Annotated in this window: 16 protein-coding genes; 5 read left to right on the top strand and 11 right to left on the bottom strand. The window is 52.6% G+C overall.

The annotated features are described in order from the left end of the window. Window positions 1–22: 22 nt before the first annotated feature. From BLQ82_RS10540 to BLQ82_RS10525, 4 genes are all read right to left on the bottom strand, one after another. Window positions 23–1,375, bottom strand: coding sequence for a sodium-dependent transporter (locus BLQ82_RS10540; RefSeq protein ID WP_062525537.1), 1,353 nt, complete (start codon window positions 1,373–1,375; stop codon window positions 23–25). 170 nt (window positions 1,376–1,545) lie between these two features. Continuing rightward, window positions 1,546–2,685 carry a glycoside hydrolase family protein gene (locus BLQ82_RS10535; RefSeq protein WP_062525539.1) on the bottom strand — a complete coding sequence of 380 codons (1,140 nt, stop codon included), beginning with the start codon at window positions 2,683–2,685 and terminating at the stop codon, window positions 1,546–1,548. 18 nt (window positions 2,686–2,703) lie between these two features. Continuing rightward, complete coding sequence (locus BLQ82_RS10530; RefSeq protein WP_062525541.1) at window positions 2,704–4,518, bottom strand: heparinase II/III family protein; 1,815 nt, start codon at window positions 4,516–4,518, stop codon at window positions 2,704–2,706. A 30-nt stretch (window positions 4,519–4,548) separates the two neighbouring features. Then, window positions 4,549–5,688, bottom strand: coding sequence for a DUF2264 domain-containing protein (locus BLQ82_RS10525; RefSeq protein WP_244280754.1), 1,140 nt, complete (start codon window positions 5,686–5,688; stop codon window positions 4,549–4,551). Window positions 5,689–5,826: 138 nt separating this feature from the next. Here BLQ82_RS10525 and BLQ82_RS10520 point away from each other — a divergent pair, with 138 nt between their 5' ends. Both BLQ82_RS10520 and BLQ82_RS10515 read left to right on the top strand, forming a co-directional pair. After that, on the top strand, window positions 5,827–6,663 hold the full coding sequence (locus tag BLQ82_RS10520; RefSeq protein WP_062525545.1) for an AraC family transcriptional regulator: 837 nt from the start codon (window positions 5,827–5,829) through the stop codon (window positions 6,661–6,663). A gap of 153 nt (window positions 6,664–6,816) precedes the next feature. After that, window positions 6,817–10,662, top strand: coding sequence for an S-layer homology domain-containing protein (locus BLQ82_RS10515; RefSeq protein ID WP_062525547.1), 3,846 nt, complete (start codon window positions 6,817–6,819; stop codon window positions 10,660–10,662). A gap of 119 nt (window positions 10,663–10,781) precedes the next feature. Here the strand turns inward: BLQ82_RS10515 and BLQ82_RS10510 are convergent, their stop codons facing one another. Further along, on the bottom strand, window positions 10,782–11,606 hold the full coding sequence (locus BLQ82_RS10510; RefSeq protein WP_062525549.1) for a carbonic anhydrase: 825 nt from the start codon (window positions 11,604–11,606) through the stop codon (window positions 10,782–10,784). A 280-nt stretch (window positions 11,607–11,886) separates the two neighbouring features. Here BLQ82_RS10510 and BLQ82_RS10505 point away from each other — a divergent pair, with 280 nt between their 5' ends. After that, complete coding sequence (locus tag BLQ82_RS10505; protein WP_062525550.1) at window positions 11,887–12,696, top strand: AAA family ATPase; 810 nt, start codon at window positions 11,887–11,889, stop codon at window positions 12,694–12,696. A 182-nt stretch (window positions 12,697–12,878) separates the two neighbouring features. On the opposite strand, the gene BLQ82_RS10500 is transcribed toward BLQ82_RS10505, so the two are convergent. Together BLQ82_RS10500 and BLQ82_RS10495 are read right to left on the bottom strand one after the other, a co-directional pair. Beyond that, complete coding sequence (locus tag BLQ82_RS10500; protein ID WP_157243836.1) at window positions 12,879–13,334, bottom strand: hypothetical protein; 456 nt, start codon at window positions 13,332–13,334, stop codon at window positions 12,879–12,881. 223 nt (window positions 13,335–13,557) lie between these two features. After that, window positions 13,558–14,187 (bottom strand): YfbR-like 5'-deoxynucleotidase, encoded by a 630-nt coding sequence (locus BLQ82_RS10495; protein ID WP_062525554.1) that lies wholly within the window; start codon window positions 14,185–14,187, stop codon window positions 13,558–13,560. 303 nt (window positions 14,188–14,490) lie between these two features. On the opposite strand from BLQ82_RS10495, the gene BLQ82_RS10490 reads away from it, so the two are divergent. After that, window positions 14,491–14,709 (top strand): PspC domain-containing protein, encoded by a 219-nt coding sequence (locus tag BLQ82_RS10490; protein WP_062525555.1) that lies wholly within the window; start codon window positions 14,491–14,493, stop codon window positions 14,707–14,709. Between the two features lie 68 nt (window positions 14,710–14,777). Continuing rightward, on the top strand, window positions 14,778–15,461 hold the full coding sequence (locus BLQ82_RS10485) for a PspA/IM30 family protein (protein ID WP_062525558.1): 684 nt from the start codon (window positions 14,778–14,780) through the stop codon (window positions 15,459–15,461). Between the two features lie 203 nt (window positions 15,462–15,664). Here the strand turns inward: BLQ82_RS10485 and BLQ82_RS10480 are convergent, their stop codons facing one another. The 4 genes from BLQ82_RS10480 to BLQ82_RS10465 all read right to left on the bottom strand — a co-directional run bounded on the left by BLQ82_RS10480 (window position 15,665) and on the right by BLQ82_RS10465 (window position 20,059). Beyond that, complete coding sequence (locus BLQ82_RS10480) at window positions 15,665–17,002, bottom strand: LLM class flavin-dependent oxidoreductase (protein WP_074648128.1); 1,338 nt, start codon at window positions 17,000–17,002, stop codon at window positions 15,665–15,667. Window positions 17,003–17,217: 215 nt separating this feature from the next. Continuing rightward, window positions 17,218–17,703, bottom strand: coding sequence for a DinB family protein (locus BLQ82_RS10475; protein ID WP_062525562.1), 486 nt, complete (start codon window positions 17,701–17,703; stop codon window positions 17,218–17,220). Further along, window positions 17,700–18,881 (bottom strand): N-methyl-L-tryptophan oxidase, encoded by a 1,182-nt coding sequence (gene solA, locus BLQ82_RS10470; RefSeq protein WP_074648126.1) that lies wholly within the window; start codon window positions 18,879–18,881, stop codon window positions 17,700–17,702. Before solA ends, BLQ82_RS10475 begins: the two co-directional genes overlap by 4 nt. Beyond that, window positions 18,878–20,059 carry an amidohydrolase gene (locus BLQ82_RS10465; RefSeq protein ID WP_143013396.1) on the bottom strand — a complete coding sequence of 394 codons (1,182 nt, stop codon included), beginning with the start codon at window positions 20,057–20,059 and terminating at the stop codon, window positions 18,878–18,880. Before BLQ82_RS10465 ends, solA begins: the two co-directional genes overlap by 4 nt. Between the last annotated feature and the right edge of the window lie 10 nt (window positions 20,060–20,069).

Below are 20,069 nucleotides of genomic sequence, written 5' to 3'. Positions count from 1 at the left end.
TCTGCCGAAGTATGGCTTTACATTAAAAGGTCAAAATTCCCGAGGTATGCAGCAGCACCAGGAACACCAGAACCGGGGCGACATACCGGAGCATGAACAGCCAGACGCGGAACCAGCCCGCCTGCAGCCCGGCAGCTTCCGCTGCCCCCTTCCAGAAATACCCGGCAAAAATGGTAATCAGCAGGCCGCCCAGCGGCAGCATAATATTAGAGGTGATGAAATCCATCCAGTCAAACAAGGCTTTGCCGCCGAATGTAAGCTCCGGGAACATCCCCAGCGACATCGCTGAAGGAATGCCGAGCAGGAAACAAATCAGAGACAAGACCCAGACCGCACGCTGGCGGCTCCAGTTCCAGCGCTCCATAGCAAAGGATACAGGCACTTCAAGCAGGGATACGGCCGAGGTCAAAGCGGCAATCGCCAGCAGAATGAAGAACAGGCCGCCGAAGAACGAACCGAAAGGCATGGCCGAGAAAGCTGCCGGCAGCGCGATAAAAATCAGTGAAGGCCCTTGATCCGGGGCAATGCCAAACGAGAATGTCGTCGGAAAAATAATCAATCCGGCGATAAACGCATACACCAAATCTCCGGCGCCAATGGCTAATGCAGCGCTGCCCAGCGACTGTCTTTTATCCACATAAGAACCGTAAGTCAGCAGAATCCCCATCCCGAGCGACAGCGAGAAGAAGGCATGTCCCAAGGCGACCAGCGCGGATTCGGCCGTCAGCACCGAGAAGTCCGGTTTGAGGAAAAAGGATACCCCTTCGCCCGCACCCGGCAATGTTACCGCGCGGATCATCAACACAATGAGGAGAACGACCAGGCCGGGAATCAATACTTTATTAAATTTCTCAATCCCGCCAGAAACCCCAAGGATGACCACGCCCGCTGTAATCAGCATGGCTACACCCTGCCAGACAATGGGCATATACCCTGAGATGAAGGAGCCAAATTGACCCGCGTAATCAGTTGTGCTGAACAACTGTCCATTGAAGGCGATCACCGCGTAGTTCAGCGTCCAGCCTGCAACAATTATATAAAAGGAAAGGATCAGGAACGGCGCCACCACTTGCAGAATTCCAGCTGCCTTCCAGCCTTTCCCGCCTCCGGCCCGTATGAACGAAGTCGCCGCGCTTCCGCGTCCGCTGCGTCCGATGGCCAGTTCAGCCAGCAATACCGGCAAGCCGATCAGCACCAGACAGACGATGAAGAGCAGGAAAAAAGCCGCTCCCCCGTTTTCTCCTGTAATATAAGGGAACTTCCACATATTCCCCAGACCCACTGAGCTGCCAATGGCCGCAAAAATAAAGCCGCTGGAAGAAAAACGCTCCTTTTTCTCCGAAAGCAGGCTTTTTTCACCTTTAAACTGATTCATTCTAACGCCCCGTTTTCTTTTTTAGACCTCATTATAGCCTAAGTAACCCTGAGAGTCATATGAAAAATTTATTAACTCTTACGAGGATGCTAAAAGATAGCCGTCGGCGCTGTCACATTTTCGTTCGGATCTTTAGGAATATCCAACCCGGATATCACCGGAAAATGCTCCTATTCCCAGTAGAACGGGCCGGCTTCCTTAAGCCGGGCCAGCGCCTCGACATAAAAGAAATCGCCATAGATAAGGGAAACGCCAATGTTGCGGTTCTCCGGATAGTTGCTTGTTCCGTGAAGCAGCAGCCCTTCCTCGTCCGGCTGGTCCCAGGTTCCGTAATTCCGGTAAAGGGACTCCATGATCTTCAGCGCACCGCTACGGTATATATGTGACTCCGAATCGTCTACCTGGCGGGCCAACAGCAGCAGGCCGCTCGCTGCGCAGGAGCCGGCAGAGGTATCGCGGATTTTACCGGTTTCCCCTGGCGCCCGGAAGTCCCAATGGGGAACATGATCCTCCGGAAGCCGGGTCAAAAAGAAATGCGCAACCCGCTGGGCAGCATGCAGATACTCCGGTTTGGCCGAATGGTGGTACGCCAGCGTCAGGCCGTAAACAGCCCAGGCTGTGCCGCGCGACCAGGCAGATTCAGGTCCGTAGCCCTGTCCCCCGGGCTTCTCCTTCACCTCACCCGTGTCCGGATTGAAGTTGACGATATGGTATACCGAACCGTCTGCCCGGATGAAATGCTCCAGCACGGTATCCATGTGCGCCTCGGCGATATGACGGTAGCGCGGATCACCTGTCTCTGCGGAAGCCCAGAACAGCAGGCTGGTATTCATGCAGCAGTCAATAATTGCAACACCACTGTTGTCCTCCCCTTCCCGCCAAGGATTCCAGGCCCGGATATAGCGGCCTTTCAGGTTGAAGCGGGCGGACAAGTAATTAGCCGCTTTTAATGCCCGGATACGAGACATTTCGTTTCCGGTCAGCTTGAAGTTCGCCACACTGGTAAGAATCCACATAAAGCCAAGATCATGATCCAGCTTAACGTAGCCGTCCAGCACCTCGTCAAGCCTTTTCTCACAGCGCTCGGCAATCGCTTTCAGGCTTTCGTCACCGCATTCACCGTAGAACTGCCACAGCATACCGGGCCAAAATCCGGCGGTCCACCAATTCGGGGCTTCCAGCACGTATTTGCCGCTCTGACCCGCATGAGGGAATTCAGCGCCGATGCTTTGGCTGTTTATCCCCGTTTTCTCCAGTGCCTTACTCCAGGCTTCTTCTACCCAAGCCGTATTTTCCGTTTGGTTATTCATTCAAACACCGCCATTTATCTATGATAAGAACTGAAATGTGAATACAAATCTGCCTTCAGAGCCGGGCCGGAGCACATGAAAATCCAGCGTATGCCAGACCGTCTCCCGGCCGTAATGATCACGGTACTCACGTGGCGTAATTTCGGGTTCCACCAGCTTATTATCATAATGTACTGCTACTCCGCCGCCATCACTTCCCGGCAGCAGGACGATGCCGGTCCGGAGGAGCTCCGGCTGCCGCCAGGTTACGAACCGCTCGGTCCAGCTCTCCGTTGCCCCTTCATACAGATACTCGTCACACAGCTCCAAGCGGGGAAGTTCCTCCTTGTGCCATACCAGAGAACGGATCAGTGACTTCAGGCCTTCCGTTTCATAAGCCTTAGATAACTCCAGCTTTAGCTCATCCTTGTCCGCCCCAGTGGCGGCATGCAGCACTGCAGCTGTATACTCCGGTCCTGCACTCTGGTACCGGCCGCTGATAATCGGCACCGAATGACCCTGGGAACCATTGCAGTCATACCGGTAACGGCCTTTGCCAAAATAATCCGCCGTGTACTCTCCGCTTCCAAGGTCTGCGGCGTAGACTTCCCCGCCGCCGGCCAGAATGAAATGGCCCAGATCATTATGATTATGCGGTTCATCGTTATGTCCGCCCTTGGCGGCGAAGCCAAAGACCTTCTCCGGAGAACCGTGCCGTACAACGATCCAAGCTGCATCAGGAAGATAAAAGCTGGCAGCACCCCACTCCTGGGCAACCCTGGCCTGCCTTGTCCAGATTAGATTGCGCAGTGCCGGAGCCCAGCGGCTGCAATGATCCTCTGTATAAGGAGCACGAAGCTGCGCCGGAGGAGCCTCGACACAAGAATATTTTGCCGCCAGATAATGGGACAGGCCCATATGTACGCGGACCCGGAGCGTCGAATCAGAGAAATTCGCTACAAGGCTGCCGCCTATGAAGCATTTCTGCTGGAACGCGGCGATGCTGCGGACCTTGTCACATTGGAACCAGTCCAGCTTCCCTCCGCTTCTGGCCCGCAGAAGATCGCTGTAATACGTGAAATATCCGAATCCGTAATTCCAGTAGCCAAGCCCCTCCGCACACGCTCCATCCTCCCCGAAGCCCTCCAGATAGAAGTGCATACTGCGTTCCGTCTTGTGCAGAATCCGGCTCAGCTGAGCCGGGTCATCCAGTGCCAGCATAGCCGCCGCCCCGATCGATCCTGCACAGACAGCAGACCAGTTATGTGTGACGGTCTCCCAGTGATAAGGGCCGTCTTCCAGAAAAGGCCGGAATATCCTGCGTTCCACTTCAGCCGAGATCCGGGCACGCAGCAGCGGCGACAGCCGCCCGCCCAGAAGTAACGATATTTCGCTTAAGGTAAAACCGGTCTCAGACGAAAACAGATCAATAAACCGTCCGATCTCCGTGACCGCAAAATCCGGAGGCAAATGGGCGGGAACACACCAGGTGTACTCCCCGCAGATAGACCACAGGATATCTTCCAGCCCCCTCAGATATCCCGGATTCTCCGGCTCCAGCAAAACAAGCAAAGCATACGTATTCAGCCTTCTTCTCCGTTCGAAATAGACCCGTTCATACTCCAGCCTGGAGCCTGTACGCCCAAAGGCCGTGAACAGGGAATACGTCAGCTCCGGAATGTCCAGAGCTTCCAGCCGCAGACCCTCCGCCCGGATTTCAGAGATACTCTCCTTCCATTCGCCGGACTCCGCTGCCCGCTTCCAGAAAATATCCTGATCCCCCTGCGGATAATAATGGCTCACCTGCAGCGGACCAGCCTCCCGGATGATATCAAGCAATTCCTGTTGATTCATATCTGTTCTCCCCTTCCCAGTAGCGTAAAATTACAAAGCATGATCGCGCATAACATTCCCACCTGCAGCAATTTGCTGTGAAGTCCAATTCTGATTCTCCCCGCTCCAGAATGGATCTTCAGGCAGCAGTCCCAGCGGAAGGAATACGGCTGCACACAAGTACAAGCTGCCTGTATTGATATAGCTCTCTGCCAGCTCTGGCTGATAACCGTATACGCCCGGGCGCAGCCAGCCGTTCTCATCCAGATTGCCCGGGAACTCCATAATCCGCTTGATCACAGCCGTCAGGGCACAGCGTACCTGTGCAGGCTGCAGGGATTCTTCAAGGAAATGCTGAAGCGCCGCCTGCGCGAGCAGCTGAAACGCCCCGAAGCGGTACACGATGGAACGTCCAAGGAACGGATAAGTGCCGTCCGGTGCGATCATCCGCTCCAGCACGGTGGCATACCGCCGGGCCCGCTGCATAATCAGAGGCTTCAATTGGGGGTAATGCGCCGAATCCTGCTCAAAAAGGGTAATCACATCCACGAGCATCGGCTGAATTACAAAGCTGTTGTAATAATCCCAGCGAAAATCTTTGCCGTCCCCGTATACTCCGTCGCCTTTATACCAGTCCATGAACATATGGACTGCATAACCTACCCGCATCCGGTCATATTCCGGGTCGCCGAGAATGTACAGGGCGGCCTCCACCATTGCGCTGAACAGCAGCCAGTTGCTGCCGCAGGGGGCCGTCCGGCGGGTCTTTTTTAATGCCGCAATCACGTTGCGCCTGACGCGTTCATTCAACTGCGAGGCCAGGCGCTTTGGTGCGCGCACCAGCGCATGCGCCAGAAAAGCCGCATCGACCAGCGGCTGCCCCTCCGCCTCAAAATCCATATAATCCGCAGATTCCGGGTCCGTAGCCGCATCAAGCGCTTCCAACATCAGCCTGGCGTAATATCCTCTAAGCTTTTCTTCTTCACCTTCAAGGCCTTCCAGCTCCAGCCAGGGCGCCATCCCGCAGGCCAGCCGGGCAAAAGCTTCCAGCGGCGCGAAGCCGCTCCGGCCGCTGTGGAATTCCACCGGCAGCGTAATCGTAAGTGTCCTCCGCTTCAATGCTTCCAGCACCGGAGCACCGATCAGCAGCATCGTATCCAGCCAATATCTGCGCTGTTCCTTACCGTTCATCTTCAATTCCTCCATGGCTTCGCTCTTCTGGATTGTCTAAACTTCATTTATAGTTTAGTTTTATGTTATCGCAATGTCTTTGCGATAATTAATGATTTGTTGCGTTTATTGCGATAAATTCCGAAGGGGGTCTACGAAATGAAGCATGCCGAATATTATCAGCAGTTCCATGGTGATATCCTGGCGGGAATCGGCAATTCCCCGACCTCTCCCACCAAGGATTTTCACATTCATGACCATTATGAAATCTTTCTGTTCCTGGGCGGGCAGGTGAACTGTTTTGTGGAACAGTACAGCTATCCTCTGAGTCCCGGAAATGTTCTAATCTTCAACAATCATGAAATCCATAAAATCATCAACCTGTCCCCAGAGCCCTATGAACGGATTACAATCCACTTCAAAGCACCTCTGGTTTACCCCTTTTGCACCGCTGACACGAATCTGCTCGCCTGCTTTCAGAACCGTCAGACCGGAGAACATAACCTTTCGCAGATGGATCAGGCACAGCTTGAAGCTTTTACCGGACTGGCATTCCGTCTCATCGGCATCCTGAAGCATCCGCAGTACGGCAGCGACGTTCTGGCGCTCACTTATCTGATTCAGCTGCTGGTGCAGGTCAACGATCTGTACAGCCGCAGCTTTTCAGCAGTTCCCAGTCTGATCTCCACACTGATTCAGTCGGCCATGTCCTATATTGATAACCATCTGCATCTGGCCCTTTCGCTGGAGGGGATTGCTGAGGAACTATCCGTAGATAAGTATTATCTCAGCCATCTGTTCAAGCAGCAGACCGGAGGAACCCTCTACCGTTATGTCCTGTTGAAAAAAATCACCTTAGCCAAGCAGCTCCTCACCGCCGGCAACTCGGTATCTGACACCTGCTATCTGTCCGGCTTCAATGATTACGCCAATTTCATCCGTACCTTCAAGAATTTCACGGGCCACACCCCCGGCCAATACGGAAAAAAAAGCTAGGACCTTCCTACTGATTATTTACATAGTTAATTCTTTAAATTAATACTATCAGCACAGATCAGCTTTATAATAAATTTCACACAAGCAAACCTTACATACGATGTTGTAATGCAGTAGACTATGAATCTTGTAAACGCAGAGGGAGAGAAAACCATGTTCAAGAAACGTATTCGCCGAAGGTATGAATTTATATCCTCCAGAGCAACAATGCTCCTCCTACTCATCACCGTTATCGTAAGCACTCTTCAACCGGCAGGCCTCATTGCCGCTGACCCGCCCCTCCTGAATACCGTTGTCATCGAGGATTTCGAGAATAATCTGAGCGACAACGTGCTGGTTCAAAAAAGGAATTTCTCAGGCGCGATGAGCCTGGAATCCGATCCCCGGCATGTCCGTTCTGGAAATAATTCCGTACGTTTGGATTATGACTACATTGGCGTTAAGGAAAACCCCTCCTATGTGTATGTAGGCCCTGCAGCTCCGTATCCGGTCACCGGCCTTCCCCAAAAAATCGGGATGTGGGTGTATGGCAATAACGATGGACATCTTATCTTCAGCAAGTTCAGGGACGGCAACGGAAAGTCCTTTGAGGTGGAATATTTGGACGAGAATGTTGGCGTGGACTGGACGGGCTGGAAATACATTGAGGGCGAAATCCCCCAAAATAAAGTAGGTCCTATCCAGTTGGAAATCTACATGCGGATTGAACAATCCATTTTGGAGAAGAAAAATAAAGGCACCGTATGGGTCGATGACGTACGCCTGGTCTATGGGCAGGACCCTAATGAAGATATGGGCGTCCCAACGCTGGATGTACTTTCTCCGGCTAATGAAGCAGTCATCCATACGAACTCGCCCCACATTCAGCTTGCGGCCACCGATGCCCAATCAGGCATTGATCCCGGCTCAGTTATGCTGAATCTGGATGGACATCCTGTACAGCCCGAGTATGAAGCGGCCAGCGGCCTTATTTCCTATCAGCCTTCCACTCCGCTGGCAGGGGGATATCATACCGTCCAGTCGGCCGTATATGACAGATCCGGCAATCCCGCCGAGAGCAGCAGCACCTTCTTTATTCAAGACGGGATTCAATATCACCTGGACGCCCCCGCAGAAGTCATCAGCAACACAACGTTCCAATTGAAGCTTCAGGTCAAAAATGCTGTTGATTTACAAGATTCCTATGCCCAGCTTCAATACGACCCCCAAACGTTGGAGATTACCACTGCTGAACCTAAGGTAGCGGGACCGTTCGTTACGCAGAATGAGATTGACCCTGCAAAAGGACAGTATCGGCTGCAGCTTGCCGGGCTGAGTAATGATTCCCTGCCGGCTGACGGGACGATTGCGCTATTGAATGTGGCTGTAAAACCCAGTGCCAAAATGGAGCGCGGCGAGGCCTTCAAATCCATCGTAATGAACGACGGCAGTTTTCGAATGACCGTAGGTGAAGCTGTATATGCACTGGCTGCCCCCCACCAGTATACGATTGGTTTTCCTTACAAGCTTACTGTAAAAGGGAGCTCCCTCCATACGAAAAGCACCATCCGTGTCACGGATGATGCAGGAGTGCCGGTCGAAGGGGTGTCGATCATCCCGTCCGATCCTCTTTTTCCGCAGTATTTCGCTGAGGTGAAGCGGGTAACGGCAGATGTCTACGCGGATGCTGACCCGGCTTCGGCCAAGCTTGCTTCCTTCACCCAAGGTGAACAATTTTTTTCGGATGGAGTGACCCGCGGGGAATATACCGCAATCCGTCTTCCGGACGGCAAAACGACAGGCTGGATATCCACCGCAGCTATCGGTGTGAAGCTTCTGAAGGATGGATGGGGTCTGACCGATGCTCAGGGTGAAATCCAGACCTCCCTGACAACACTGGCCTTAACGAACCTCAATCTTCAGGCAGTAAATGGGGATAAAGTCAGCAAGGTATTCTCTTTGTCCGTAGTGCCGCAGCTTGGCTCGGATAGGCCCGAATATGTAAGAACCTATGTTACAGAGGATATGAAAACCACCCAAAGCATCGTCTGGAAAACGGCCCCCCGTGTGGAGAGCGGTGTGATTCAATATGTGGAGGCCAGTAAGTTCACCGGTTTTGAGCAGCCTAATGTCAAAGAGCAGACGGCGGAACCGCAGCTTCTGCTGGCTCCCGACCGTGTCGGAGAAACGTTGTTCCACAAAGGGATGCTCCAGAGCCTGTCACCGGGCACAGAATACATTTACCGTGTGGGTTCTCCGGGATTGTGGAGTGAGCAGCATAGGTTTACTACAGAGTCAGCAAGCCCGGAAGCCTTTTCCTTCTTGTTTGTCACGGACTCTCACACCAATACCGAAGAAGCCTACCATATTCATCAAAATTTGCTGAGCAGTGCTTTTACCAACTACCCGGATGCCCGGTTTGTGATGCATGGCGGGGATATTGTCGATGATGGCGGCATTATGGATGAATGGGAGCAGGATATGAAGGCCTCACAGCTATACAGCGGCAGCGTGCCTTCTGCCTACACGATGGGAAATCATGATGTGAAGAATGGCGGAAAAGAAGTCTTTAGAACCGCTTTGGGGCTCCCGGGCAATGGAATGGCCGGACAAGAGCAGCTGACCTATTCGTATGATTATGAGGATACTCATTTTATAGTGCTCAATTCAGAAGCCGATGAAGTGGACATGCAGAAACAGGCAGAATGGCTGCGGGGAAACTTGCAGACCAGCTCCAAAAAATGGAATATCGCCATGTTCCACCGGCCTGCTTATCATACAGAGGATGGGCGTGGTCCGGAGCTCGTCACCAAATATCTGGCCCCTGTCCTTGAGGAGCTTGGCGCAGACCTGGTGCTGGTGGGCCACGATCATGCACTCGCTTGGACCTATCCTATGAAGAATGGCCAGCCTATAAAAGATGGCAGCCCAGGCACCGTGTATCTGTCCGGCGGGTCCTCCGGCTGGAAATTCTACGATGCGGTCAAGTTCGATTACCTGGAGTATCTGTATGATGACAATTTCCCGGTATATTCGGCCATCACGGTCGGCAAGGATCAGATTGTGATTGAAGCCAGAAAGGCCGATGGCGAACAGCTGCAAACATTGACCATTGAAAAGGCTAAAACCTCAGAGCCTGAACCTGAGCCTGGCACAAGTCCAACCCAGACACCAAGTCCGTTACCAAGCTCAGATCCAAGTCCGTCACCAAGCCACACGCCAAGTCCGAACCCTAGCCCGACCCCTGGCTCCGGGACAGGCTCAAATCCGGGCACGGTGCCTAGTACAGTGCCAAGCACGGTGCCTACGGCAGCACCCACACCTGTTCCGACAGCCAAACCTGCACCTGTTGAAACGCCGCAATCTTCTATATTTGCTACGGGAGTAAATTCTCAAGCCTTAAAAGAGACACTTAGAAGCGTGATTACCGGGAAAGATGGAAACGTTCCGGCACCTGCTCTTAAGGACATTGCTGACCTGTGGAGCACCCGGACGATATCGGCTTTCCTTAAGCTGAAGGTCATCAACGGTTATGCCGATGGCACCTTCAGACCGGACAAAGCCATCACCAGAGGGGAATTCGCTGCTGTCGTTGCCAAAGCATTTGGGCTGGCGAAACCGGACGCTTCTTCCCTTCAATTAAGTGACGTTAATACCCATTGGGCCCAACCAGCGATTGCCGCCTTAGCCTCTAATGGTATAGTTTCCGGTTATCCGGACGGAACCTTTAGGCCGGACCGGGAAATCAGCCGCGCTGAGATCATTAAGATCTTATCCAAGATCGTGGACTTCAACAGCGCAGCACCGGTAAAAGCCGGCATCTCCTTCAGTGACACAGCTAATTCGTGGAACAAGGACCAAATTGCCAGAGCTGCCCAAATCGGGCTAATTCACGGAAGAGGCAATGGGAATTTCGCTCCCGGCCAGTCATCGACCCGGGCAGAGGCATTAACCATCATCATGAATGCCCTTTGTCTGGACCCGGAGATCAAAGCTTTGATGGATCAACTGTCTAATTAATCGCCTGTAGCTACAATAAAAGACCTTGAACTCCACGGAATGATGGAGTTGAAGGTCTTTTATATTCTGTCTAGGGTTAAGATCTATCGAATCCGGGAAAACTTCCAGGGATCTCCGGTCTATTCATCCGACTCAACTTCCCGGGACCCAAGCTCTTGTACAGGACGGTTATCATGCGGGAAAATAGCACCAAATTGATTAATTTGCTCCCCGGACCATTGAACCGGATTGTCCAGGACGATCCACTGCACACCTTCGGTGCATGGCGGCGTGGTGAGCGATCCCTGGTAGCGGAAGGAATGAAGATCTGCCGGAAGCAGCTTATTCATGTCGAAGTCACCGTCCACCGTAACCTCCTCTTCACTTTCTTCGTTCGGAAGCACGGACCAAAGCTTGTTCAGTTCGGCATTTTCTGTACCTTTAGTAATCAGTACACTCAGCACCGCAAGCCGGCCTTCTTCATTTTTATGTACCAAATGAAGCTCCATGTCCGCATGTTTGCCATCCACCTCATGCTCGCTGGGCAAATGGAAATGGAACTGCTGCAGGGTATATGTTTTGCCTTCAATAATGATCCGGTTGTCCTGGTTCTTCAAGTTCACCTGAATAGTGTGGCCGTTATTAATCATAGCTACCGGAGACGGCGAATACTTCACTACAATAGGCGACAGACTCTTGTCATCCTTCACGTTCTCCTGGAGAATATTAATGGGGGACTGGGTCTTGCCGGTACTGCATGCCAAGAACAGTTCGTCGAGTTCCGCCCAATGCTCCGGTGACGTTTCCCCTTCGTAGGACCAATGGGCCTGATGAGCGCTTGCCGTGGCCGCTGGTTCCTGTGTGCCTTCGGCCTCGCCGTTCTGCTTGTCACCTCCGCAGCCCGCCATCACAGACATGATCATGATGGGGAAGAGTATTTGGGATAGCCTTTTGCTCAGACTCATGTACAATCCTTCTTCCTATATTTTATGGAAAACTATTATTAATAGTAAATAATGGAACCGGATACAACAAGTGAAAAAAGGCTCAAAGTCCCCAAAATGATTCCACCTATTCATTTCCGTTATATACCTGTGAAGCCAGCCGGCGATAGCGATGGATAGCGGATTCCAGGTTCATCATTTAATACAATTGAGCCGACTGAATACGGCGGCAACCTAAGAATACATTGTCTTTTTTCTGGTAAAATAGAACTCAAACTATAAGACAGGTGGGAGTATAGGAATGATTTATTTGAGAAGCTTTAAGCTTTCTAATTATACAGATCGAAATCCCAACATTTACCCAGATTATGTATTTAAGCATGTGGCTGGTGAGGTGCTATTGTTCGATCGGATTACGGTGTTGTATGGCAATAATGGTAGCGGAAAATCCACTTTACTCAATGTAATTTCCAACAAGCTTGAAATCCCGGGAGCTGAAAGGATGACAAGCTACGGGCATAGTGTGTATGCTCAGCGATTCCTTGATTTGAGCAGCTATCAGCTTGGGCATGATGAGCAAGAGCGTGAAATCAGGCAACTTCCAAAAGGATGCCGATATATGAAATCAGAGGATATTTTATATGAGATTAAGAAGATACAGCAATCTTCCGTGCTGCGTGAGGGAATACTAAATGAACAGATTAGCAAAGGGATGAGCGAGGCTCAGGCGGCACAGTATGAGGCTACATATGCGTTCAAAAAGAAAATGGAAGATATTCAATTTTCACAAGAAAAATACTCTAATGGAGAAACGTCCATGCAATTTTTTGAGGAATATCTGCTGCCCGGGCAATTGTATTTATTGGACGAGCCGGAAACGTCACTTTCTCCTGCCAATCAAATACGGATGGCAGAACAAATCAATGAGCTGGCACGATATTTTGATAGCCAATTTATTATTGCCACTCATTCTCCCTTTGTCTTAGGCACGTTACATGCAAAAATTTATAATCTCGATGCCAGGCCACTTCAAACAGCAGAATGGTTTGAGCTAGATAATGTGCAATTTTTTTTCCGATTTTTCAATAAGCATAAGCACTTGTTCGAATGAGAGCAGGACAGACACAGTCTATAGCTTTTTATCTGATTCAAGAGTGGGATAACACCAAGCGGGCAACAGCGTCACTCAACAAAAAATGATGAGGTAGCGCAATAAGTATGTTTTCGAATGAAACGCCCACTCATTTAAGTGAGTAGACGTTTTTGTAATTGTTCCACCTTAAAATTATCAGCTTAAGAATCCCCTTTACGTTCCCGGCCATGTATAGCTTCAGCATACAACTCATATACCGGTCGCATATACAGCTTGCCGATCACAAAATAAAGAATAGCCAGCACGATCAGGAATCCATAGACAACTCCTTGTTCCTGCCCGTACACAAAATACAAGATATCGAAGTTATCCGTCATGTTGAGATTGAACACAACCTTCAGCGAGTCCATCAGCATCATGCCGAACAGCCAATAAAAACCTGTACAGATTAGAACATGTCCTACCGTTCCCATGGCGCGAAAAGAAAAGGGGAGCTTCAGCAGCCCCGTGCCGAGCAGGTAGGTAACAACGCTTAATGCAAAGACCAGCAGCTGCAGGATCAGGCTCTTTTGCGGGTGGAGCGAATAGACAAGGACACTCGTAAGAATTAAAAAGATGAGGACATCGGCTGTAATTTTTTTCACAATTATTCTCAAGCTGTTTCTCTTGAGCCTGTTTGCTGGAGGACTCCACAAAAAATCAAAAATATAGATCACAAGCATCAAAGCGCCGAACCAGGCCAATACACTGGAAACCGGCAATACATCCAAATAAGCCACGACAGCACCACGTCCCAAATTTTTCCTACATTATAACATGTGTGGAGGGTCCTATGCAGTATGATCCAGCGCATAAAAAAAGAAGCGTACCCGGCCATTCCTACAGCGCCAGCGCCTCTTCCGTAATTTGTCTGATATCAATGGAGGATATCGTTTCTTCATTCACCATATCCGGCAGAATTTCCGTCAGGAAATACTCAACACATTTGAGCTCAATGTTCTTGATCTTGATCAGCGCATTGCGGTACATCACCACAAATTCCTTCTCCGTGTTCCCTCTCTGCAGCTCGGCAAAAGCCTCATACACCTGGTCCATCTTGTCGGCGACCTCCAGAATCAGCCCTTCCACCGACTCATCCTTACCTTCGCGAAGCTGCTGGTAGAAGATGTTTTTGAACTCCTCGGGAATGTGCTCCTTAATGAAATTATCGATCATCCCCTCTTCAACCTGCTGGATCAAGGACCGCAGCTGCAGCGATGAATGCTTGACCGGGGTTTTGATATCGCCGATAAAAATCTCACCATAATCGTGGCTGCTCGTAATTTCGTACAGCTTCTTCCAGTCAATGACGGCACCGTTTTGCTCCTCAATGTCGGCCAGTGTTTTGGCATACTGCACGACCTTCCAGGAATGGGCCGCCACGCTGTGCTCCTCGAATTTGAATTTGCCGGGGCAGCGGATAATACGCTCCAGCTCGTTCAGCGAACGGAAATATTTATGAATACCCATGCCAGTCCTCCTTTTGTCCAGATATGGATATGATCCGGTACTGTCCAGTATAGGCAGCAAGTGTTAAATCCAAATAAACAAGCTTACAGGTTATGTAAAAAACGGGGACAACTATGCGTTATCCTGTGTTTGTCCAAGCTTTCCCCGCCCTACTGCCGAGGCCATCCCCGACTAAGGTCGAGATCAAAGAACAGTCTTCAGGCCGTTTTGCAGCAAAGCCAATAGCTTTACAATAAACACATAGACAACGGCTAAGACGAACCGCCACCACGGTTCAACCCATATGAGAGGAAGAGATAAATTATGAAAAAATTGTACCGTTCCGAAAGTGACAAGAGAATCAGCGGCGTCTGCGGAGGATTGGCCCGTTATTTGAACATCGATACCACCCTCATCCGGCTGCTGGCTGTTGCCACTGCCCTGTTCAGCTTAGGCACTGTAGTATTCCTGTACATTCTGGCAAGCATCCTGATGCCTAAAGAGAAGTACAACAGTTACCCTGAAGGTTATGAGTACTACTAATCCCAAGCCGACAATACCAGAATTCACAATACCAAAACCATAATATTAGAGAAAAAGGAGAAATGAACATGAGTATTTTCCAAAGAATCACAACCCTAACCAAGGCAGCAATCCACGAAGGACTGAATAAATTGGAGGACCCGGTACTGCTGACCGGACAATATTTGCGGGACCTGGAGGAAAAAATCTCCACCGCCGAAACCAAACAGCGTGAGTTCCAGGCGGCAGCGAGTGTGCTTGAGCGCCGTATCTACGAAAACCAGGTGCTGGCTGAACGAAGTGAAGAGGAAGCCGTGCAGGCGATGAACGAAGGGAACGAACCTGCGGCCAGAGCAGCGGTCATGGCTAAGCTGCGCTACACCGAAAGTGTTCAGGAGTGCACCGCAGGGCTGGAAGAAACCCGTGAAACGCTCGCAGTCCTGGACAGCAGTCTTCAGAATGCCAGGGAAGAGCATAAACGGCTTAAGGCAAAAAGAGCCGAGCTTGCAGCCCGCGCCCGCAAAGCGGCTGAGATGAAACGCGCCTCCGAAAGCAGCAGCTGTTCTGCCCATCCCGGACACCCTGGACAGATCCTGAATGCCGGTGCGGCCTCACGCGGCTTCGAGCGCATGGAAGACAAAATCAACGAATGGGAAGCCGCCGTCGAAAGCTCTGCACATTATTCGGCAGGCATCCCTGAATCCCCGCTGAACAGCGCCGTTGAAGCCGAGCTGGAACGCCTCCGCAACCGGAAGGCCGGAGACAGCAAGTAAGCGGATAGCGGACAGCTCTAAGATTTGTATACAACCTAAAAGGATACTCTTCCTGATGACAGGAAAAGTATCCTTTGTTTTGTTGCTGCAGAGCAGTTGGCATCAACCGACCTGCTCCTCATGCAGAACCAGCCTTCCGATCCCAGCACTGCTGCTATTCCGGTTAAATCCGGTTTCCGGGTGATACTATCTCCACGCCACCGTCACACCTGCTGCCAAGGCTCCGGGGCCTTCGCATACCGGTTCTCCGGAACCGGAAGGCCGAGATTGCCCCGCAGGGTATCACTTTCGTATTCGGTGCGGAACAATCCCCGTTCCTGCAGGATCGGAACCACACGGTCCACAAATTCCTCCAGGCCGTTCGGCACCGCTGCTGCCAGCATAAATCCATCTGCCGCTCCGGCTTCAAACCAGGCCTGAATCTGATCCGCAACCTGCTCCGGCGTACCGATGAAGCTGCTGCGCGGAGTAGCCGCCTGCAGGGCAACCTCACGCAGGGTCAGGCCTTTTTCCTGGGCATTTTTCTTAATTTTATCCGTGCCGCTCTGAAAGCTGTTCCGGCCCAAGTCTCCCAGCTCCGGAAAAGGCTCATCCAGCGGATATTGCGAGAAATCATGATGCTCAAAGAACCGGCCCAGGTAATTCAGCGCGTTCTCAATCGTTACGAGTCCGGCCACCTCCTGATATTTGCGTTCCGCTTCCTCCGGCGTATCGCCAAGGATGGGACCGATGCCGGGGAAGATCAGCACCTCATCGGGATTTCGCCCAAAAGAAGCTACGCGCGTCTTCACGTCCCGGTAGAATTCCTGCGCTTCCTCCAGCGTGTCATGCCCTGTGAAGACGGCATCCGCCTCCCGGGAAGCAAAATTCTTCCCAACCTCTGAAGAACCCGCCTGGAAAATAACCGGCCCGCCCTGCTTCGAGCGGGCGATGTTCAGCGGGCCTTTCACGGAGAAGAATTCACCTTCATGGTCCAGTGTATGCATTTTTTCCGGATCAAAAAAGACACCTGTCTCCTTATTGCGGACAAACGCATCATCCTCCCAGGAGTCCCACAAGCCACGCGCCACTTGCAAATATTCCGCAGCAATCCGGTAACGTTTGCCATGGTCGGGATGCTCCTTCCGGCCATAATTCAGTGCAGAGCCTTCCAGCGGCGAAGTTACCACATTCCAGCCCGCCCGGCCGCCGCTGATCACATCCAGTGATCCGAATTGCCGCGCCACGGTAAAAGGCTCGCTATAGGAGGTGGACAACGTTCCGACCAGACCAATTTTGCTGCTGACTCCTGCCAGTGCGCTAAGAATGGTCAGCGGCTCAAAACGGTTCAGGAAATGCGGAATGGATTTCTCATTGATATATAAACCGTCTGCTATGAAGATCAGATCCAGCTTGCCTTCCTCAGCCTTCTGCACCCACTGCTTGTATAGCTCAAAGTTCACACTGGCATCCGGCTTGGCATCGGGATGGCGCCACATTGATGCGCTGCCTCCGACCCCGTGCAGCAGCGCACCCAGCTTCAGTTGTTTGGGTTTGGTCATGTCAGTCCTCCTAAAAGTTTTGTGAGCGTATGCTTCTTGAATTGCTTCGTACAAAACTCACTTCGGAAGCATACGCTTAGTTTTATTGAGCTTTACTTCCAGGTATACTTCGCAATAAAACTAGCATCGGAAGCATACGCTTAGTTTTGTGAGCGTATGCTTCTTGAATTGCTTCGTACAAAACTCACTTCGGAAGCATACGCTTAGTTTTTACGTTAATGGAACCGCGGCAGCGCCCTGCTCACAGCGTCCTGCTTAATCCGCTCTATCTGGGCCAGATGCGTCTGCACATGCCCTGTGAAGCTGCGGACGATGTCCGCAATACTGACGGCTTCGCCCTTGTAATTAATCCCGCTTGTCTCCCATTCCCCGTCACCCAGCCGGTTGAACAGGAGACTGTTGTAGTGAAGGAGGCTGCGGAACAGCTCCAGGCTGTCTGCGGCATGGCCTCCATTGGAATGCTGGCCGCTAACCCAGGCGTCCTGGTTAAATACTGGCAGCTGCACCTCAGTCCCGGCCAGAATGTCGCGGATGCGGAAGGAAACCACGATGCTGTGATCGGCCAGATGCGCGAGCACCTCGGTAACACTCCAGCTGGACGGTGCAGCTTTCCATCTTAGCTGTTCCTCACTCAGCCCTTCCAGTGACTGTACCAATTGGTCATACGTATTGAGATAATCCCGGATTTGCACGCTGCTCATTCAATCCCCTCCAAAGTAAGTCCGGACTGTGGCTGGTCCGGTGATAAGCCAAAGCGGGACAAGGAAAATGGCCCGATATTCTGTTTCGAAGCTTCGCCTGCCGCCAGATTCGCCAATATTTCGCCGACCACGCTGGAAAATTTAAAGCCATGCCCCGAGAACCCTCCGGCGAGCAGAACGTGGCGATAAGCCGGATGGCGGTCGATAATGAAGTCCTCATCCGGGGTATGCTCATATTTGCAGACCGACCCTTTGAGCAGCCTTCCGGCAGCGCCGGGAAGATAAGCCTCCAGCACACGGCGGAGATCTCCTTCATCGCTCTCCTCGCTGCCAAAGGGCGCGAGGGGTTCGCCCGGCTTCCACTCCCGGCCAGTATCATGGCGGCCGATCTTCAGTCCTGCCCCGCCAATGCTGGGAAAGCCATAATAGCCGCCTTCCCCGGTACCCAGCGTAAAGCCCGGAAAGCTCCCGGCATCAAAAGCCGGGATGCTCTGAAACCAGCCGACCACCTTCCGGATGGCCCGGATCGGCAAGGCAGCAAACGGCGGCAAGGACCCGAACCACGCTCCGGCGCTGAGAATAGCCGATGCTCCGTGATAATCACCGCGGTGCGTGTGCACGGTGACACTGCCCTCGCGTGCGGTCACATTCAGCACGGGTGTGTTCGCCAGTAACTGCGCTCCGTGGGCCAGGGCCAGCTTCCGGTACGCGGCGATACATTTCTCGCTGTACAGATATCCGGCATCCGGTTCGTACATCGCCCCGAAATGTTCAGGCAGATTCAGGACCGGCCAGCGGCGGCGGAGTTCATCTGCATCAAGCCGCTCTACCCGCACCTGCCGCTTCTCCGCCTCTGCAAGCCGGCCCGCGAAGGAATACACGCTCTGGTCGGCCAGGTTCAGCACGCCTGAAGGGACCAGCAGCTCCGTCCCACTCTCCTGTTCAAGTTCCTTCCACAGCACATGCGCCCGCAATGCCATGTCAATATAGGCTGAATCACCGCTGTAGGCATGCCGGATCAGCCGGGTCTCCCCGTGATGGCTTCCCTCGGTATGCGGGGGATCGAAGGCATCGACCAGCAGCGTTTTCACACCCTGCCTGGCGAGGTAGTATCCGGCACTCATGCCCATAGAGCCGGCACCGACAATAATAACGTCATAACCCGAAGGCTTAGCTATAATGCTGCACCCTCTTCCGCAGAGAAATGCTCCAGCACCCGTACAGCCAGGTCAGCGAAGAATGCCGCTCCCACCGGCAGTGCCGCCTCATCCAGATTGAATGCGGGATGATGCCACTCCCGGCTTCCCGCAGTGCCCACAAAGACGAACAATCCGGGAACCACGTGCTGATAAAAAGCAAAATCCTCTCCCGCCGGCGAAGGCTGCGGCTTCACGTAATCGAAACCAAGCGCCGCGGCGGTTTCTTCGCCCAGCCGGGCCAGTCCGGCGTCATTATTCACCGGCGGCGGTCCGCCGAGCCAGCGCACTGCCGCTTCGGCTCCAAAGGCAGCGGCTACACCGGCCGCTACCTGCCCGAAGCGCTCCAGCACTTTGCTCCGCACCGCTTCTTCGAAAGTGCGGATCGTCCCCTCCAGCACCGCTGTCTCAGGGATAATGTTCCAGGAATTGCCGCCATGCAGCTTCGTAACGCTGACTACCGCACTTTGCAGCGCGCTGACGTTGCGGCTGACGATGCTCTGCAGCGCCGTAACGATATACGAAGCGGCTACAATGGGATCTACTCCCGCCTCCGGCACGGCCGCATGAGATCCCGATCCCTGCACCTCTACCACAAAGCCGTCTGCCGCCGCCATCAAAGGCCCGCCGGTAATGCCAATGGTGCCTACCGGCAGGTCCGGCTTGTTATGCATGCCGATCACTGCACGGACACCTTCTAGCGCTCCGCTGGCTATAATCTGCTGAGCGCCTTTCGCCTTCTCCTCAGCGGGCTGGAACAGAAGCCGGACCTTCCCTTTCAGATCAGGCTCCTGCTGTTTCAATTGATAGGCGGCACCGATCAGCGCCGCCGTATGGAAGTCATGTCCGCAGGCGTGACTTTTGCCGGGATGAAGCGAAGCATAGGGCAGCCCGGTTTCCTCCTGAATCGGCAGCGCATCAATATCGGCGCGCAGGGCCACCACCGGCCCCTCCTGCAATCCGCCGACCTCCGCAATGACGCCTGTCTTCAGGCCATAGTCGATAATCGTCACTCCGGCTTGCTCCAGCAGAGAGATGATATATCTAGTGGTTTCGAACTCCTCATTCGAAAGCTCCGGGTGCCGGTGAAGATGGCGGCGGATGCCGATCATCGTTTCATTTAACGCCTGAATACCATGCTCCGCATTGCGAATGCTCATCATGCTCCCT

Source organism: Paenibacillus jilunlii (assembly GCF_900102965.1).
In the GTDB taxonomy this organism is placed as follows: Bacteria; Bacillota; Bacilli; order Paenibacillales; family Paenibacillaceae; genus Paenibacillus_AQ; species Paenibacillus_AQ jilunlii.
This window is presented reverse-complemented; position numbering and strand designations above follow the sequence as displayed.

Excerpts from the sequence above, each read along its gene's own strand:
- BLQ82_RS10540 (WP_062525537.1), bottom strand. The coding sequence starts at position 1,375 with ATGAATCAGTTTAAAGGTGAAAAAAGCCTGCTTTCGGAGAAAAAGGAG.
- BLQ82_RS10510 (WP_062525549.1), bottom strand. The coding sequence starts at position 11,606 with ATGAGTCTGAGCAAAAGGCTATCCCAAATACTCTTCCCCATCATGATC.
- BLQ82_RS10520 (WP_062525545.1), top strand. The coding sequence starts at position 5,827 with ATGAAGCATGCCGAATATTATCAGCAGTTCCATGGTGATATCCTGGCG.
- BLQ82_RS10475 (WP_062525562.1), bottom strand. The coding sequence starts at position 17,703 with ATGAGCAGCGTGCAAATCCGGGATTATCTCAATACGTATGACCAATTG.
- BLQ82_RS10515 (WP_062525547.1), top strand. The coding sequence starts at position 6,817 with ATGTTCAAGAAACGTATTCGCCGAAGGTATGAATTTATATCCTCCAGA.
- BLQ82_RS10480 (WP_074648128.1), bottom strand. The coding sequence starts at position 17,002 with ATGACCAAACCCAAACAACTGAAGCTGGGTGCGCTGCTGCACGGGGTC.
- BLQ82_RS10530 (WP_062525541.1), bottom strand. The coding sequence starts at position 4,518 with ATGAATCAACAGGAATTGCTTGATATCATCCGGGAGGCTGGTCCGCTG.
- BLQ82_RS10505 (WP_062525550.1), top strand. The coding sequence starts at position 11,887 with ATGATTTATTTGAGAAGCTTTAAGCTTTCTAATTATACAGATCGAAAT.
- BLQ82_RS10495 (WP_062525554.1), bottom strand. The coding sequence starts at position 14,187 with ATGGGTATTCATAAATATTTCCGTTCGCTGAACGAGCTGGAGCGTATT.
- BLQ82_RS10465 (WP_143013396.1), bottom strand. The coding sequence starts at position 20,059 with ATGAGCATTCGCAATGCGGAGCATGGTATTCAGGCGTTAAATGAAACG.
- BLQ82_RS10485 (WP_062525558.1), top strand. The coding sequence starts at position 14,778 with ATGAGTATTTTCCAAAGAATCACAACCCTAACCAAGGCAGCAATCCAC.
- BLQ82_RS10525 (WP_244280754.1), bottom strand. The coding sequence starts at position 5,688 with ATGAACGGTAAGGAACAGCGCAGATATTGGCTGGATACGATGCTGCTG.
- BLQ82_RS10490 (WP_062525555.1), top strand. The coding sequence starts at position 14,491 with ATGAAAAAATTGTACCGTTCCGAAAGTGACAAGAGAATCAGCGGCGTC.
- BLQ82_RS10535 (WP_062525539.1), bottom strand. The coding sequence starts at position 2,685 with ATGAATAACCAAACGGAAAATACGGCTTGGGTAGAAGAAGCCTGGAGT.